Source organism: Paenibacillus sp. PastM-3 (assembly GCF_029893965.1).
Lineage (GTDB): Bacteria > Bacillota > Bacilli > Paenibacillales > Paenibacillaceae > Paenibacillus_AQ.
In genome coordinates this window covers 42596-60046 of the sequence record NZ_JARXXP010000002.1, presented here as the reverse complement: position 1 = coordinate 60046, position 17451 = coordinate 42596, and the positions used below count along the sequence as shown (strand labels likewise).

Annotated in this window: 13 protein-coding genes and 1 riboswitch; of the genes, 4 read left to right on the top strand and 9 right to left on the bottom strand. The window is 53.3% G+C overall.

The features are described from left to right. The first annotated feature begins 197 nt into the window (after positions 1–197). The gene (locus M2108_RS04150) at positions 198–3200 is read left to right on the top strand and encodes an efflux RND transporter permease subunit (RefSeq protein WP_277468260.1); all 3003 of its coding nucleotides are present in this window, start codon (positions 198–200) and stop codon (positions 3198–3200) included. Between the two features lie 438 nt (positions 3201–3638). Here the strand turns inward: M2108_RS04150 and M2108_RS04145 are convergent, their stop codons facing one another. The 4 genes from M2108_RS04145 to M2108_RS04130 form a co-directional block, all read right to left on the bottom strand. Then, the gene (locus tag M2108_RS04145; RefSeq protein WP_277468332.1) at positions 3639–3953 is read right to left on the bottom strand and encodes a BsuPI-related putative proteinase inhibitor; all 315 of its coding nucleotides are present in this window, start codon (positions 3951–3953) and stop codon (positions 3639–3641) included. A gap of 335 nt (positions 3954–4288) precedes the next feature. Beyond that, a complete protein-coding gene (locus tag M2108_RS04140; protein ID WP_277468261.1) occupies positions 4289–5086 on the bottom strand; it encodes an ABC transporter permease in 798 nt (265 codons plus the stop codon). A gap of 20 nt (positions 5087–5106) precedes the next feature. After that, complete coding sequence (locus tag M2108_RS04135) at positions 5107–5913, bottom strand: ABC transporter permease (RefSeq protein WP_277468262.1); 807 nt, start codon at positions 5911–5913, stop codon at positions 5107–5109. A 21-nt stretch (positions 5914–5934) separates the two neighbouring features. Continuing rightward, positions 5935–6951 carry an ABC transporter ATP-binding protein gene (locus tag M2108_RS04130; protein WP_277468263.1) on the bottom strand — a complete coding sequence of 339 codons (1017 nt, stop codon included), beginning with the start codon at positions 6949–6951 and terminating at the stop codon, positions 5935–5937. A gap of 158 nt (positions 6952–7109) precedes the next feature. Between M2108_RS04130 and M2108_RS04125 the strand changes: the two genes are divergently transcribed. Continuing rightward, entirely contained in the window at positions 7110–7907 is a 798-nt protein-coding gene (locus M2108_RS04125) for a LuxR C-terminal-related transcriptional regulator (protein ID WP_277468264.1), read from the top strand. Between the two features lie 119 nt (positions 7908–8026). Here the strand turns inward: M2108_RS04125 and gcvPB are convergent, their stop codons facing one another. From gcvPB to gcvT, 3 genes are read right to left on the bottom strand one after another with little or no spacing between them, the layout of a single operon-like run. After that, the gene (gene gcvPB / locus M2108_RS04120) at positions 8027–9487 is read right to left on the bottom strand and encodes an aminomethyl-transferring glycine dehydrogenase subunit GcvPB (RefSeq protein ID WP_277468265.1); all 1461 of its coding nucleotides are present in this window, start codon (positions 9485–9487) and stop codon (positions 8027–8029) included. After that, complete coding sequence (gene gcvPA, locus M2108_RS04115; RefSeq protein WP_277468266.1) at positions 9484–10836, bottom strand: aminomethyl-transferring glycine dehydrogenase subunit GcvPA; 1353 nt, start codon at positions 10834–10836, stop codon at positions 9484–9486. The genes gcvPB and gcvPA overlap by 4 nt, the downstream gene beginning before the upstream one ends. Then, positions 10833–11957 (bottom strand): glycine cleavage system aminomethyltransferase GcvT, encoded by a 1125-nt coding sequence (gene gcvT / locus M2108_RS04110; RefSeq protein ID WP_277468267.1) that lies wholly within the window; start codon positions 11955–11957, stop codon positions 10833–10835. The genes gcvPA and gcvT overlap by 4 nt, the downstream gene beginning before the upstream one ends. A gap of 249 nt (positions 11958–12206) precedes the next feature. Beyond that, a riboswitch (glycine riboswitch) is annotated at positions 12207–12302 on the bottom strand. A gap of 229 nt (positions 12303–12531) precedes the next feature. Between gcvT and gcvH the strand changes: the two genes are divergently transcribed. Continuing rightward, positions 12532–12924: a glycine cleavage system protein GcvH gene (gene gcvH, locus M2108_RS04105; protein ID WP_277468268.1), complete on the top strand. Its 393-nt coding sequence runs from the start codon at positions 12532–12534 to the stop codon at positions 12922–12924. A gap of 332 nt (positions 12925–13256) precedes the next feature. Here gcvH and M2108_RS04100 read toward each other — a convergent pair whose 3' ends face one another. Together M2108_RS04100 and M2108_RS04095 are read right to left on the bottom strand one after the other, a co-directional pair. Next, positions 13257–14141: an OmpA/MotB family protein gene (locus tag M2108_RS04100; RefSeq protein WP_277468269.1), complete on the bottom strand. Its 885-nt coding sequence runs from the start codon at positions 14139–14141 to the stop codon at positions 13257–13259. Then, positions 14138–14917 carry a flagellar motor protein gene (locus M2108_RS04095; protein ID WP_277468270.1) on the bottom strand — a complete coding sequence of 260 codons (780 nt, stop codon included), beginning with the start codon at positions 14915–14917 and terminating at the stop codon, positions 14138–14140. The genes M2108_RS04100 and M2108_RS04095 overlap by 4 nt, the downstream gene beginning before the upstream one ends. 178 nt (positions 14918–15095) lie before the next feature. On the opposite strand from M2108_RS04095, the gene uvrB reads away from it, so the two are divergent. Continuing rightward, positions 15096–17087, top strand: coding sequence for an excinuclease ABC subunit UvrB (gene uvrB, locus M2108_RS04090; RefSeq protein WP_277468271.1), 1992 nt, complete (start codon positions 15096–15098; stop codon positions 17085–17087). The last annotated feature ends 364 nt before the right edge of the window (positions 17088–17451 follow it).

The window sequence follows — 17451 nt, the reverse complement described above, 5'->3', positions numbered from 1 at the left end:
TAGATGGCCTGCTCCCTCTGTCTTCCTCTGTCCAGGGAGTGAGACACGCTCCGTCTTGAGACCGGGCCGGAAACCAGCCGCCGGGCGGTTTTGGCATCCTTTTAAAGACACTACACTAAAGCAAGAAAGCAGCTCATACATAAGGAACGCAGACATAAGGCTTCTCAAATCAGGAAAGTGGAAGGGGTACAGGAACAATGAATTGGTTTACAAAATGGTCCTTCGGCAATAAAGGGGCAGTAGGTCTTCTCGTCGTAATGGCGCTTGTAGTGGGGATGCTGAGTTATACCACACTGCCAATGGAGTTCATGCCGGAGGCTGACAACCCGCAGGTGACCGTTACGGTACTGGGTCCGGGCCAGGACGCACATTCGATGGAAAGTAAGGTTACGAAGCCGATTGAGGCAGCAACTGCAGCGTTAAAAGGTAAAACCGGGCAGATGTCCACCTCGGGGGACGGGTATGCGAAGGTGGATCTTTATTTTGACGGAAAAAGCGATATGAAGGAGGCCTCACAGGAAGTTGAAAAGGCGGTCGGTGCGCTGCAATTCCCGGAAGGGGTAATGGACCCTTTCATTGTGCAGCTGAACACTTCCATGATTCCGGTTGCTCAGACAACGTTATCTTTCGAGGACGGGTTGACCAAGGAGAATCTGGAGGTCGCCGAGAATACGATTATTCCTCAGCTGCAAAAGATAGACGGCGTAGCCAGTGTAGCGCTCTACGGCAAAACCAGCCCGCAGGTGAATGTGAAGCTGGACCCGCAGGCGATGGCGGTAAAGGGTGTCACCACAGTACAGGTACTGGGATTGCTCCAGGGCCGCAGCGTATCAGCTTCTATCGGGGAGCAGACAATCGGCGGGCAGACGGGGAATGTAAATGTTACGTCTTCCATAGACAGCCTGGACACGTTAAAGAGTCTCCCGTTAGCCGCCGGCGTAACGCTGCAGGATATTGCTGCGGTTACGGTCAAAGCGGATCAGGAGAGCGTCAGCCGCTCCAACGGCAAGGATGTGCTGTTCGCGATTATTACCAAGGAAGCCGGTGCGAATGCGGTTGATGTCGGTGAGAAGGTGCGGGACGCTGCAGATGATATCAATAAAAGTGTGCCGGGTGCCGAGCTTTCCGTCATCTTCAGCACCTCTGACATGGTCGTCACCTCGGTCAACAGCATGATGCGGGAGGTGCTACTTGGTGCTTTGTTCGCTACAGTTGTCATTCTGCTGTTCCTGCGCAACATCCGCGCTACGCTGATAACGGCAGTATCCATCCCGCTGTCTCTGGCCGTGACGCTGTATCTGCTCAAGGTTTCCGGCATCACGCTGAATATCGTCACTCTAGGCGGTGTTGCCGTTGCGGTAGGCCGGCTGGTCGATGACAGCATAGTTGTAATTGAGAATATATACCGCCGGCTGCAAAAAGAGCCGCTGTCCCGTGATATGGTAATCAGCGCAACCGGCGAGGTCGCCAGAGCCATCACCACTTCGACGATTGCCACCGTTGCGGTGTTCCTGCCGATGGGTCTGCTGCGCGGCAGCCTGCAGGATTTTCTGCTGCCGTTTGCGCTGACGGTAACCTATTCGCTGCTGACCTCGCTGGTTGTAGCGCTAACGGTAGTGCCGCTGCTGAGTGCATGGCTGTTACGCGGAACATCCATGAAGGAGCATGAGCCTGCCAAATGGTTTTCCCGCTTCCTCGACTGGAATCTGCACCGCAAGTGGATTACGCTGACGGCGGGCCTGGTGCTGCTTGCCGGCTCCATCGCCGCTTACGTTGCCATGCCCAAGGGGGCGCTTGATGCAGCGGATGCCAGTATGGTCAGCGTCCAGCTCGTCTATCCGAATGATGTGCCGGTAGCCGAGGTGCTGGAGAAGGGCAAACAGCTGGAGCAGGAGATGATCAGCCGGCCGGAGGCAGAGACAGTCGTTATGCAATCCGGCAACAGTGCTGATATGGCCAGATGGGGTTCAGTTAGCTCCCTGACTCAGGTAGACTACACTGTGCTGATGAAGGAGGATGCTGACGCCCAGCAGTTCCTCGATCATGTCCGCAGTCTGCAGAACAGCTATGAAGGAGCCACACTGACGGCAAATGAAGCCAGTATGATGGGGTCTGGATCTACAAGTGAGTTTGTGGATATTTCCGGGGATAACCTTGCGGCAATCCGGACGGTTGCGGAAGAAGCGATTGTTAAGATCGAGGCTGTAGACGGTGTACAAAAAGTCAGCAGCAATATGGAGGATACGAAGCCGGTATTTGCCTTCAACGTTGATCCCGCAGCAGCAAATGCCCAGGAAATCTCCATGCAGCTTGCAGCCATGCTTAATCCGGTTCCGCTGGGCCAGATGGAGCTTGAAGGCTCACCGGCGGCGGTTATGCTGGAGCCGGTGCTGCAGCCGCAGTCACAGGAGGATCTCAAGCAGATTACGGTGATGACCTCCGGAGGGCCGCAGCTGCTCTCGGCTGTAGCTTCGCTTGAGGTAACGGAGCAGCCTGCGATGCTCTACCATAAGGACGGCAAGCCTTATGTGCGGATTACCGCAGAGGTGGATGCGAAGAAGGTATCGGCAATCGGGGCAGAGATCAAGAAGCAGACGGATGGTATAGCCCTGCCGGAAGGCGTAACCCTGTTTGCCGGGGGAGCCTCTGCTGATCAAGCCGGCGACTTCGGCGACCTTGGGATAACAGCTCTGATCTCGATCGGTCTGGTGTACCTGATCATGGTGCTGACCTTCAAGACACTGCGTGCCCCGCTTGCGATCATGTTCTCGCTGCCGCTGGCGGCAATCGGAGCCATTGTGGCCTTAATCATCTCGGGCATAACGCCTGACTTTACCGCATTGTTTGGTGCCTTGATGCTGATCGGTATTGTAGTCACTAATGCGGTTGTGCTGATAGACCGGATCAAGCAGAATGAAGAGCATATGACCATCCGTGCAGCCATTCTTGAAGCGGCGGGCACACGGATGCGCCCGATTCTGATGACGGCGATTGCCACCGTCTGCGCCATGCTGCCGCTGCTGTTCGGACATTCCGAGCAGGGCAGCATCGTCTCACAGAGCCTGGCGATTGTCGTAATCGGCGGCCTGACCGCAGCAACCGTTCTGACGCTGCTGGTTGTACCGGCGGTATATGAGCTGCTGTATTTCCGCAGATCGGCCAAGGAGCGGAAGGAGGCCGTGAAAGTAACGGTATCATAATAAAACTTTAACTAAATCAATATACGGAAATTATACTAAGCCAAGACTGTTGCGGTCTTGGTTTTTTCTTTCAAATACAGGTTGATGATAACGTCAGTATCTGCTCTTTCCCTATGTACCATATCCTTCGGTCAACAATATGACACCAATCACGGGTGTCTATGTTTCAGACCTTGTAGGTGATACCGTTTATATGAGAGGCGCTACATCAGGAAGTTTAAATTCAGGAATATTAACGACTTTGGGAAATGCCAATATCGCAGCAGGAACCTATTCAGTGTATTCTCCGATATGGACAGTATACAACGATCTTAATTTAAGCGGACTGTATCTTGTTCAGTAGCTAAACTTTTCATGATTTTCTTATAATTTCTTTAATGTCAAGAAGGAGATACCCTTTGACTATAAGTGAAGGATATCTTCTTCTTTTTAGACTTATTAGAGTTCTATTGTGGTATTAGCAGTCAATTCTTCTGAAGTTATTAATGTTTTTTCTGAAACATCATAAAGAATGAATTTAACTTGAATATAATAAATTGCATCTTGACTATTTTTATAATCCCACGTCTCATTGAAATAAATATTATCGCTGTTCTTAAATTCACGTTCAACCAGTTCTTGGGTATGGATTTTGTTCTCAGAGAAATTTTTAACCACTTTGTTATTTGCATCTGTGATCACTATCTCATATTTATGCGAACTTTGGCCGATCCACAAATCCTTTCCAGATACATTCTGTAAGCCAATTTGAATATGGACAAGGCCCCTTTCTTTTTTTAGTAATATGAATGACTTGAATTTTTTTTGAAGGGGTACGCTATCCTTTGGAACAGGTGTAGGTTCTGACTTCTTGATAGTAACTGGTTGGCTGTTAGATATTATTTTTGCTGATAAGGAATTTCCTGAGTCAGTATTTAAAAAGACTATTACTAAAAAAATATTAACCAGCTTGTATTCCTCATTTTTATCACCTCACATGTTTGACGGCTCAAAGCCTGATATTGTTTCGTTTTTACCTCAATATTCCGTTAATTCTTGCTTTGGAGAAAGGTGAGCAACTGTATCGGTATCAGTATATTGCACCCTGCTTAATTCCCCGTACTCTCATAACGCGACAGCCCGAAACGGAAGATACCGTACGCCGCTGCCATGCTCCCCAGTGCGGCTACCGGGGCCAGCATCCACCAGCCGGACCAGCCGCTTTTGCCGAAAATATAAGTAGCCGGGTAGAAGCTGATAAAAGCATACGGCAGCACGCTGGAGACAAATACACGGATCGCCTGCGGAAAAAGCGACAGCGGGTACTTGGCCAGATCGGCCAGGTTATGGACCATCAGCGGAAAGGCGTTGCCGGCATTCTTGATCCAGAAGGCGGCTGAATTGGCTGCCAGATTGATTGATACGCGGATAATCACCGCCGTTATCAGGAGCAGGAGGATAATGGCGATTTTACCTGGAGTCCAGTTCACATTGCCATGGACCAGCGACTGCCAGATGATGACTCCGCCGATCAGCAGGTTGCCGAGGCCATTAATCCCGATCCCTGTGCAGAAGACCTGCAGCACAACAGGCACCGGACGCAGCAGGTAGCGGTCCATTTCGCCCAGATTAACCAGCCGGCTCATCCGCCAGGTGCCTTCAAAGAAAAGTGAGCCGACGCCCTCCGTCACAAAAATCATCGCATACATAAACGTCACTTCCCAAAACGCCCAGCCGTTGATGTCAGGAATCCGGTCATAGATTACCCAGAGGAACACAAAGCCGAGCACCTGGGTTAACGCGGCGGAACACATTAATATGTAGAAATCCTTATTATATTCGAGGATAGCTTTGAGTTGCTGTACATATAGCCGCCTGTACAGATAGAACATCCGTGATACCCGCACCGGTCCTCACTCCTTTCATTCTAACCTCCATGAATCGTTACCTGGCGGACTGCCCAGTTCCACATCGCCTTGCCGGCGAACCAGAGGGCGATCCCCCAAAACGCCTGCAAAGCGATCAGCTTCAGACTTTCGGCCGTACCGGCCTGCTGCAGAAAGATCATCGTCGGCGTATGGATGATGCTCTGAAACGGCAGCCACAGGGCCAGACGCTCCAGCCAGTCCGGGAAAAAGGCCAGCGGCACAAGCGCACCGGACAGCAGGTTAGTGACGGCAATCCGTGTCCAGACGATGCCCATCGAGCCGGTTGACCAGAAGCAGAGCAATGCCGCCAGATACACCACACCAAACTTAACCAGGATGGCGCAGAGCAGGCTTACGACAAACAGCACATAGACAAGCGGCGAATGCGGCAGGGTAATGCCGGACAGGAAGGAAGCAAAAAGCGTCAGCAGAACTGCGCTCATCCCGCCCTCCAGCAGACTGGCTCCCAGCGTCTCCGAGAATCGGGCGCTCTGGAAATCAAGCGGCTTCAGCAGATCCATCGCTACGCTGCCGTCCAGGATTTTACCGGAGATGGATGTCTCGGAATACCAGGAGAGCACAGAGTTGGCCAGAAAGGTGACCAGCAGGTAGGTCTTCATCTGATCCCAGGTGAATCCGCCCACCTCGCTGCGGCCGCTGTAAATGCCCTGCCACAAAAAGTAGATCGCCAGCAGGTTCACGGTATTAGCCAAAAAGCCAATCACATAGGAGGTCCGGTAGGCCAGCACATTTTGCAGGGAGCGGTTCGCGATGCTTCTGTATTTTTTTAGTGAAATGGCAGACATGGCTGTGAGGGTCCTCCTTTCTTATTTGGCCTGCTGATTGAGGTCGAGATTGCCGTCATATACAGCCTTGATCACCTGCTCAATGTTGGCATCCTCCATCCGGAAGTCAATCACCTCGCCATGGCGCATCACCCGGCTGACCACATCGCTTGCGGTATATTCATACCGGTCAAAAGCAATCGAGAATTCCTGATCATTCTGCAGCGTAAGCCTGATTCCGGGGGTCCGGTTCAGCTCTGCGAACAGCTCCGGCATTGGCGAGCCAACCTGAAAGAAAATAACCCGGCTGCGGGCAAACCGCGACTTCACCTCGCTCAGGCTGCCGTCATAAATAATCATGCCGTGGTCGATGATAATCAGCCGTTTGCACAGATCCTCAATGTCACCGAGATCATGGGTGGTGAGCATGACGGTGGTCTGCTGCTCCTGATTGATTTTTTTGATGAATTCGCGGATCTTCTGCTTCACGGACACATCAAGCCCGATCGTCGGCTCGTCGAGATAGACAATGGGCGGGTTATGTAAGAGGGCTGCAGCCAGATCGGCGCGCATGCGCTGCCCCAGCGAGAGCTTCCGGGCGGATAAGTGAATGAATTCATTCATGCCCAGGAGCTCAATAAACTGCTCCAGATTATTCCGGTAGACCGGATCAGGGATCTGATAAATATCCTTCAGCAGCGAAAAGGATTCGACAATCGGGATGTCCCACCACAGCTGGGTGCGCTGGCCGAAGACGGCGCCGATTCTTGCGGCATTCTCCATTCTTTTTTTATACGGATTGATACCGTTTACAGAAATGCTGCCCCCGGACGGCTTCAGGATGCCGCTCAGCATCTTGATTGTTGTAGACTTCCCGGCACCGTTCGGTCCCACGTAGGCGACAGTTTCACCGGTTTCGATGCTGAGATCCAGCGGGTGAACAGCCACTTTTGTAATGCTTCTGGGGGTGACGAGATGCTTGAACGCGCCTTTCAGACCCGGCTCTTTCACAGCCTGCACAAAGGACTTGGTCAGTCCCCGGGCTTCTATAATACTCACAGTGATTCCTCCTTCATTCCAAATAGTGCTGCAAAAACGACATTCTATTAAATATAGCATTTGCCTGGTGTCGAAAACTGGCGGAATAGATCAGAAACTGAAAAATAGTTTTTTACGTACTATAATAATTAGAATAGGGTGCGACTGGGGGGATTGTTTTGAGTACCTACGAAAAGACCAGAGCCTGGTGCCGGCCTGCCGACTTGCCGGAAGAAAGGCTTGAATTATTCCGTCAAAGGTTAAGCGGAGGCCTGACCAGGAAGGGTTCAGAAATGAAGCCGGAGGAACAGATCTACCATGAGGCCATGATTGCTTCCATCCGCAGCGAGATGAAAGGGATCAGAGATCTGATCACTATTCCGTATGCTGTGTTTCTTACAGATCAAAACGGAGTCATTCTGGAGCTGGTCTGTTCCTCGCCGGAGCTGCGGGAGGAGCTGGTCCGGACGGAGTTCGGTACAGGAGTCAGCCTATGCAGACAGCAATCTGGGATGAATGCGGTCTCACTGGCGATGGAGATGAGCTGCATCGGCGTGGTACGCGGTGAGGAGCATTCAGACCCGAAGTTCGCAGACTGGAATTGCATCTGCGCACCGGTGCAGTCGGAAGGCCGTATTTATGGCTATGTAGATGTTTCTTTTCATAAAAAGGAGCAGATTGAGTTCGCCATTCCGTTCGTGCAGCAGATTGCACAGAATATTACCGGGAAGTGGATGGAGCGCAATCCGGCAATCCGTGAATACCGGCTGGAGTCCAGGCTGCAGCATTATAAGTTGAGTGCGCGTGAGCAGGATGTAGCCCGGCAGTGGCTGCTGGAGCGTAGCGCGCTGCACATTTCAAATGAGCTGGGGATCAGCGAAGGTACGGTCAGAAACGTGCTGAAGAATATTTATAGCAAAATGAGGGTGAGCGACAGATTGCAGTTTATTAGGAAGCTTACGGGCGATATAGATTGAAGTGTGATCTAAATGTTTATATCAAGTTCAATCTACATAGGTAAGTGGGATGGCAGATAAAACGGCCCGGATATGTAAATATCCGGGCCGGCTTTGATTGTGTTACAGGCATAATCGGGTTAACCGCAAGAACAGTTCAATACCGGCTTACGCGCAGCCTGGGTTTCATCCAGACGGCTGATTTCGGTCGTGTGCGGAGCATTGATGACGATCTCCGGCGTCTCCTGGGCTTCCTTGACGATCTGGATCATCGTTTCGATGAAGCCGTCGAGTGTTTCCTTGCTTTCGGTCTCGGTCGGCTCGATCATCATGCACTCTTCGACGGTGAGCGGGAAGTAGACAGTAGGCGGGTGGTAGCCGAAATCGAGCAGCCGCTTGGCTACGTCCAGCGTACGCACCCCGTATTGTTTGAGGTTGCAGCCCGACATGACGAACTCATGCTTGCAGACGCCCGGATACGGGATTTCAAAATACGGCGCCAGCCGGTGCATCATATAGTTGGCGTTCAGCACGGCGTTCTCGGATACCTCGCGCAGTCCGTCCGGTCCGTAAGTGCGGATATACGCATAAGCACGGACGAGAATGCCGAAGTTGCCGTAAAAAGCTTTGACCCGGCCGATGGATTCCGGCCCGCCGTAGTTCAGCGAGTAGCTGCTGTCTTCGTTCTGCACTACTGTAGGCTGCGGAAGGAACGGAATCAGGATCGACTTCACGCCGACAGGTCCGGCTCCAGGGCCGCCGCCGCCGTGCGGGGTGCTCATGGTTTTGTGCAGATTCAAGTGCACAACGTCGAAGCCCATGTCGCCCGGACGGGTAATGCCCATGATGGCATTGGAGTTCGCGCCATCGTAATACAGCAGGCCGCCTGCTTCGTGAACAATCTCGGCGATCTCGACAATCTGTGTCTCGAACAGGCCGAGCGTGCTCGGGTTAGTCAGCATCAGTGCAGCCGTGTCGCTGCCGACTGCAGCCTTCAGGGCTGCCAGGTCAACCATGCCTTTGGCGTTGGACGGAATCGTTACGGTTTCAAGGCCGGCAGCTGCGGCGCTGGCCGGGTTAGTGCCGTGCGAGGAGTCTGGCACAATAACCTTCGTACGCTTCTCGCCGCGGCTCTCATGGTAGGCGCGGATCATCATCAGGCCGGTCCATTCCCCGTGGGCGCCGGCAGCAGGCTGGAGAGAGACGGCATCCATGCCGGTCAGGGCGGCCAGATCTTTTTGCAAAGTATACATTAATTCAAGGGCACCCTGAATGCTCTCTTCCGGCTGGTACGGATGAATCTTGGCCAGACCCGGGAAGCGGGCAACATCCTCATTAATCTTCGGATTGTATTTCATTGTACAGGAGCCGAGCGGATAGAAGCCGTTATCGACACCAAAGTTGCGGCGGGAAAGGGCAGTGTAGTGGCGGATGACATCGACTTCAGATACTTCCGGCAAAAGCACAGGCTCGCTGCGCAGCAGTCCGGCCGGAATCAGTGAATCAATGGCTTCATCCTCAGGAACATCGCACACAGGCAGGGAATAGGCTGAGCGGCCGGGACGGCTAAGCTCAAAAATCAGACTTTGTTCCGGTTTCATAAACAGCCCTCCAGTACACTTGCGAATTGATCAATCTCCGACTTGCTTCTTTTCTCTGTGACGGCAACCAGCATATGTCCGGCCAGCTCGGGATAATCACGGCCGAGATCGTAACCGCCGAGGTAGCCCTCCTTAACAAGCTTCGAATTGATTTCACTGACACTGCTTCCCTCAGGAAGCTTCAGTACGAATTCATTGAAGAACGGAGCGGTGAATGCCGGAGCAGCGCCTGTAAGCTTTCCAAGTTTGCCGGCAGCATAATGGCTCTTGCGGATATTCAGCTCGCCGACCTCACGCATGCCCTCTTTTCCCATAACGGACAGGTAGACGGAAGCGCAGAGCGCCAGCAGCGCCTGGTTGGAGCAGATGTTGGAGGTCGCTTTTTCACGGCGGATATGCTGTTCACGGGCCTGAAGAGTAAGAACAAAGCCGCGTTTACCGTTACGGTCAACAGTCTGGCCGACAATCCGGCCCGGCATGCGGCGCATCAGCGGCTCCGCTACAGCAAAGAATCCGCAGGTAGGACCGCCAAGCGAAGCCGGAATGCCCAGCGGCTGTGCGTCACCGACAACGATGTCGGCTCCGAGCTTGCCCGGTGTTTCCAGAACGCCCAGTGCCAGCGGGTTGGCGCTGACAACGAGCAATCCTTTGACCGCATGGATCAGCGGTTCGATTGCACCGAGATCTTCGATCGCTCCGAAGAAGTTCGGCGACTGCACCAGTACAGCTGCAGTATCGGCGTCGATTGCATCGGCCAGCTTGGCTTGATCGGTTACGCCGTCTTTATAATCAATTTCCACAACTTCAAGTCCCCAGGCGCCGGCCGATGTAGCCAGTACTTGGCGGGCTTCGGGATGGACGGTGCGGGAAACGATCAGCTTTTTACGTTTTGTAGCACCTGCTGCCAGAACAGCTGCTTCTGCGAAGGCAGTAGCGCCGTCGTACATGCTGGCGTTGGCCACCTTCATGCCGGTAAGCTCACAAATGTAGGATTGAAACTCGAAAATCGCCTGCAGCTCGCCCTGGCTGATCTCCGGCTGATACGGGGTATAAGCGGTATAGAACTCTGAGCGGGAGATCACATGGTTGATAACAACCGGGATATGGTGATCATAGATTCCGGCCCCCAGGAAGCTGGCGTGGGTATCAAAATTGGCATTCCGGTCGGCCAGCTCTTTCATATGGCGGAGCAGCGCGTATTCATCCAGCGCCTCCGACATCGGCATGGTGCCCTGGTAACGGACAGACTGCGGAATATCGATAAACAGCTCCTCCATGGACTGAATCCCGACAGTCTCCATCATCTCCTGGCGGTCCTGCTCAGTCATGGGCAGATAGCGGTGCTTCATTGCGCCTTCACTCCTTGGCTCTTTTTATAAAACGGTGCTTTGACTACAGCGGCCTTCAGCTGCTTGCCGCGAATCTCCACATAAATCTCTGTGCCGATTTCGCTGTAGGCTGCATCGATCAGTGCAAGCCCCAGATTCCGCTTCAGCGTCGGGGACTGGGTTCCGGTTGTTACTTCGCCGATCTTTACACCGTCTGCGTATACGGGGTAGTGGGAACGCGGAATGCCGCGGTCAATCATCTCAAGTCCGACCAGACGGCGGGGTAGGCCGGCTTCTTTCTGTTTCACCAGCGCATCCTTGCCGATGAAGTCGGCTTTGTCCAGCTTGACGAAGAACTGCACGCCCGCTTCCAGCGGGGTGATCTCTGCTGACAGCTCCTGGCCGTACAGCGGCAGCTTCGCCTCGAAGCGGAGTGTGTCGCGCGCTCCGAGACCGGCCGGTGTCAAGCCGTGTGGAGCACCGGCTGCAAGCAGACCGTTCCACAAAGCGGCGGCCGTGTCCACCGGGGCGTACAGCTCAAAGCCGTCTTCGCCGGTGTAGCCGGTACGGGAGAGCAGGACTTCTACGCCGCAGACCTCGGCTTTTTCGATGAAGTGGAAAGGCTTAAGCCCAGCAACATTTGCCGAGGTAACTTCACGGAGAATCGTTTCTGCCAGCGGCCCTTGCAGTGCCAGCAGCAGCGTATCATCAGAGACATTCTTCAGGCTCACTCCGCTGAATTCAGCAGTTAAATGTTCCTGCAGCCACTGGAAATCCTTATCAATGTTGGAGGCATTGACGACAAGCATGTAGCGCTCCTCACCAAGGCGGTAGACAAGCAGGTCATCAACGACCCCGCAGTTCGGATACAGCATAAGGGTGTACTGTGCCGCACCGTCAGCCAGCCGGCTGACATCGTTCGTCGTCATCTTTTGCAGAAAAGCCTCTGAGCCGCTCCCGCTGACCATGAATTCCCCCATATGCGATACATCGAATAGTCCCGCCTGCTGGCGGACCGCTTCATGCTCCTTGACGATCCCTGTAAACTGCACCGGCAGCTCCCAGCCGCCGAAATCGATGCATCTGGCCTCCGCATAAGCGGAATAAAGGCTGTAAAAAGGCGTTCTCTTCAAAGCATCCATGTGCTCACTCCCCTGATCTGATTACACACAAGCCAAAGCGGCTGTTCCGTGCCCGTCCGGGCCGGCACCTGTCTAAAATGACAACAAAAAAAGGACAGAACGGTCGCTGAAATACGCACTTAACGTGCATAAATAGCGTTCCGCTCTGTCCTTTGTACCTGAGAGTTACCCCGCCCGGAGCTATTTCGGCAGGTTTCCCCGTTGGTGATCAGCGCGCTGCGGTGCAGGGACTGATGCTCTCCAGAGATGCGTCCGGCACAGGTCCTTTTGCCTGAGAGATTCACCCGCCCGGGGCTTACTCCTTCGGCGCTGTCTTCGGGAGACAGTCTCTCCCTATGCCATCATTCGCAAACCATATATTATTCCTGAACAATCATTATCTGAAGCGGCGCTAAGTAGCGCCGTGCAAATCTGCTGTCTCCATTAAACCGGGTATTGGGCCGCGCGTCAACAAAAAACCGTCAAAAAAACGACAAAATTAAATTTCCTGTCAGTTATATTGACATTGCGCAAGCCGTTATTTTAGTCTATAACTACATTTACAATACCAAATTCGGAAATGAGGCGGCTTGAAATGAGTGAAGTGTTAGACAACCTGCGGTACAGTGAAGAGCACGAATGGGCTCAGCAGGGTGAAGGACGCGTAGTACGGGTCGGGATTACAGATCATGCACAGCACTTGCTCGGGGATATCGTGTTTGTGGAGTTTCCTGAAGTAGGAGCTGCAGTTTCGGCCGGTGACAGTGTGGGCAGCATTGAGTCTGTAAAGACAGTTTCCGAATTATATTCACCCGTTTCGGGAAAGGTTACCCGGATCAACGATGCGCTGGAAGCAAGTCCCGAGCTGCTTAATGACGAACCTTACAGCGGGGGCTGGATTTTTGAGCTTGAGCTTGACGTTGAGTACAGCGAAGCTGTAGCCGGACTGCTGGATGCGGCTGCTTACCGCGAACTGATTGGGGAATAACCGGTATACAATTTGTGCAAATAAAAAACAGGTGCCCCTGCCTTCGCCTGAAGGAGGAGTACCTGTAGTATAGCAGGCGGGATCAGGTGCGGTTTAATCATGCTGCACAGATTCCGTCTCTTTGTGCTGCCTGCGCAGCTGTCATTAATAAAGGTTCGGGAAGTTGTTAAGCTCAGGGTAAAGATGTGGAGCGATCCTCCATAAAAGCGGCAGCAGACCCATGCCAATTAGTGCAAATGAAAAGAGGAGGAGCAGGAGCCTGATTTCAAGCTCTCTGTCCGCAAAATTTGGCGGTGTTACATTCTGCTGATCGCTTGGATGTAACGAATCGGTTATTCCTCTTCCTGCAGCTGCCTGAGCACAATCAGCTCAACCCGGCGGTTCCTCTGGCGCCCTTCGGCGGTAGCATTGTCATAGGCGGGCCGGGTGTCGGCATATCCCGCATACTGAAAGGTTCCGGGATCAAGCCCTTCGCTGTCCAGGAAAAAACGCAGAACCGAAAGTGCGCGTGCCCCCGAAAGATCCCAGTTGTCGTTATACTGCGAGCCGGCGGATACAGGTGTATTATCAGTATGGCCCTCGATGCTGATGGATGCGCCAATCCCGCTGAACAGCCCCGAAAGCTGTCGGAGCGCTGGAAAAGCAGGCGGCTTCAGCTCAGCCCGGCCGACATCGAACAAAAAGCGGTCGCTGAGTGTAATGGCAATGCCTTGCGGCTTGTCCGCCACAAAGATCTGGTCGCCGAGATTATTGTCCTCAACATAAGCTGTTATTACATCCATGAGCGCATTTAGCTTGGCTTCCTGCTCGCGGAAAGCAAGCTCGCGCGCTGACGGCGGCTCATTGCCATCCTGTTCTTCTGCGGAAGGTGCTTCACCTGTACCGCTGCCCGTATTGCCAGTCCCTCCGTTTCCGGAATCACTTGGCCCATTCCCGCCTCCATCGTTTGGCCCTCCTGCGGAAGGAGGGTCCTGGATTCCATTCTCTCCGTCCAGTATACCGCTTCCTCCATCAAGTACAGGGTTCCCGCTCCGGAACGTTTCGGACAGAGAGCCTGTTACAATCCTGTATTTCTCGGTATCCAGACTGCTCATCGCATACATAACGACGAAAAAAATCAGCAGCAGCGTAATCAGATCCGCATAGGTAATCATCCAGCGGTCCCGGGGCTCATGCTGTCCATCCGCTTTGCGGGTGCGCCGGTTCCTCTGCTTCATGACAGGCCTCTGAAGGATCTCTCTATATTGGGTGAATCTGCGATAAAGGAGCTCAGCTTCTTGCGCACCAGATGCGGCGGATCCCCGTTCTGCAGGGACAGTATGCCGACCAGCAGCATCTCCATGCTGCTTAGCTCTGCACTGGCGCGGGATTTGATTTTTGAGGCGATGGGTAAAAAGATTAGATTGGCGCTGGCTACACCGTACAGTGTCGCTGTAAAAGCGACAGCGATGGATGAACCAAGACCTGACGGTTCGGAAAGGTTACTGAGCACATGAATAAGTCCCATGACGGTTCCGATAATCCCCATGGTCGGGGCGTACCCGCCTGCAGCTTCAAAAATTTTGGCATAGCCTTCATATTTCAGCTCTTTGGCGTCCATATCCAGCTCCAGAATCTGGCGTACCTGGTCCGGATCGGTGCCGTCGACGATAAGCAGCAGCCCTTCACGGGTAAACGGATCGGGATGCTCCTCCGCCTGCTTTTCCAGTGCAAGAACACCGCCCCTCCGTGTAATGGCTGCCATCGAGATCAGCTCCTGGGCCTTGTGTAGATTGGTATCAGGCTGTCTGCCAAAAGCCAGGCGCAGCGCAGCGGGAACAGAGCGCAGTCTGGAGGCGGGAAAGCTGATCAGCACCGCAGCCAGCGTGCCTACAAATACAATAAGGGCGGCGTTTGGCTGAAGCAGTCCCGACAGGTTGCCGCCTTCCCAGAAAAAACCGCCGATAAGCGCGGCCAGTCCGGCCAGGAGGCCGATAATTGAGGTGATATCCATAGGATCAGTCTCCTTAGATTTCTATATAATATGGTTTGCATCCATGTAGGCAACACTGTATAATAAACGGGAACACGCATTCTTATCTTCCATATTTTTAAACGGTATGGGATTAACACAAACAGACAACAATTATAGTATATTAATATATTTTAGACGATAGAGGGGAGACGGGCAAATGAGTGATATTGTCGTCAGTACGAAGACTTTTAAACTGGAGTCCGAGTATACACCCCAGGGCGATCAGCCTCATGCCATAGAAGAATTAGTGAACGGCATCCGGCAGGGTAAGAAACACCAGACGCTGCTGGGAGCAACGGGTACAGGCAAGACCTTTACCATTGCACAAATGATTTCCAAGCTTAACCGTCCTACACTGGTTATTGCGCATAACAAGACGCTTGCCGCACAGCTGGCCAGTGAATTCAAGGAGTTTTTTCCAAGCAATTCCGTCGATTACTTCGTCAGCTACTACGATTATTATCAGCCTGAAGCCTACATTCCCTCCTCCGACACCTACATCGAGAAAGATTCCAGCATTAATGAAGAGATAGATAAGCTGCGCCACTCCGCAACGAGCTCACTGTTTGAACGGCGTGATGTTATTATTGTGGCGAGCGTATCGTGTATTTACGGTCTCGGATCGCCGCAGGAATACGGCAGCCTTCTGCTCTCTTTACGTGTCGGTATGGAGAAGCCGCGCAACCAGATTTTGAGCCGGCTGGTGGATATCCAGTATCAGCGCAATGATATGAACTTTGTGCGCGGTACCTTCCGCGTACGCGGTGATGTGGTCGAAATCTTCCCGGCTTCCCAGGGGGAGCATGCGATCCGGGTGGAGCTGTTCGGTGATGAGATTGAGCGGATTACCGAAATTGATGTGCTGACCGGAGAGTTGATCGGCGAGCGTGATCACATTGCGATTTTTCCGGCCTCTCACTTTGTTACCCAGGAAGAGACGATGCGAGTCGCCCTGGTCAATATTGAGCGGGAGCTGGAGGAGCGTCTGGCCGTTCTGCGGGATGCAGGCAAGCTGCTGGAGGCCCAGCGCCTGGAACAGCGGACACGCTACGATATTGAGATGATGAAGGAGGTCGGCTTCTGCTCCGGGATCGAGAACTATTCGGGGCCGCTGACCTTCCGTGAACCGGGAGCGACTCCGTACACGCTGCTGGATTACTTCCCGGACGACATGCTGATTGTAATTGATGAGTCCCATGTTACGCTGCCGCAGATCCGGGCCATGTATAACGGTGACCGGGCGCGTAAGACAGTGCTTGTTGAGCACGGCTTCCGCCTGCCGTCCGCGCTGGACAACCGGCCACTGCAGTTTGAAGAATTTGAAGACAAGGTGAACCAGATTGTGTACGTCTCGGCAACGCCGGGACCCTACGAGATGGAGCACTGCGAAACAATGGTACAGCAGATCATCCGGCCTACCGGCCTGCTCGATCCTATTATCGAGGTCCGGCCGACGGAAGGACAGATCGATGATCTGATCAATGAGATCCGTGAACGTGTGGCACGGGACGAACGGGTATTAGTGACCACGCTGACCAAGAAGATGTCGGAGGATCTGACTGATTACTTCAAGGAAATCGGGATCAAGGTCCGATATATGCACTCCGACATCAAGACGCTCGAACGGATGGCCATCCTGCGCGATCTCCGGCTCGGTACGTTCCATGTCCTTGTGGGTATTAACTTGTTAAGAGAAGGTCTTGACCTTCCCGAAGTATCCCTGGTTGCTATTCTTGACGCTGATAAGGAGGGCTTCCTCCGTTCGGAGCGTTCCCTGATCCAGACAATCGGTCGTGCGGCCCGTAACTCGGGCGGCCGGGTCATTATGTACGGGGACCGTATTACCGATTCGATGGAGAAGGCCATCAGTGAAACCGAGCGCCGCCGGGCCATCCAGATCGCTTATAACGAGAAGCACGGCATTACACCAACGACAATTAACAAGAAGATCCGTGAAATCATCGAAGCCACTAAGGTGGCCGAGTCCAAAGCCGAGTATCTCACTGGCGTGGGCGGCAAGCTGAGCAAGAAAGACAAGCAGAGCCTGATGCAGCGTCTGGAGGCCGAGATGAAGGACGCCGCCAAGAACCTGCAATTCGAGCGCGCCGCCGAGCTGCGCGACGCATTGCTGGAGCTGCGCGCCGAGTAAGGTCACACCACGTATTCAACAGAACGGCTCTTTCCCGGCCGTTCTTTTTAGATAAGCGGAACACATTATTGCTAATGCTCTATGTATTTGCGCATCCCGAAGGGACAGCTCCGCAGTTAAAGCTCTTGCGCATCCCGAAGGGACAGCTCCGCAGTTAAGGAACTTGCGCATCCCGGAGGGACAGCTCCGCAGTTAAAGCTCTTGGCGCATTCCGGAGGAACAGCCCCGCAGTTGGGCACTTGCGCATCCCGAAGGGACAGCTCTGCAGTTAAAGCTCTTGGCGCATTCCGAAGGAACAGCCCCCGGAGCGCCGAAGTTCCAGCGGTCCCGCAGGGACAAGCGATCCCAGCACCACAGTAACTAA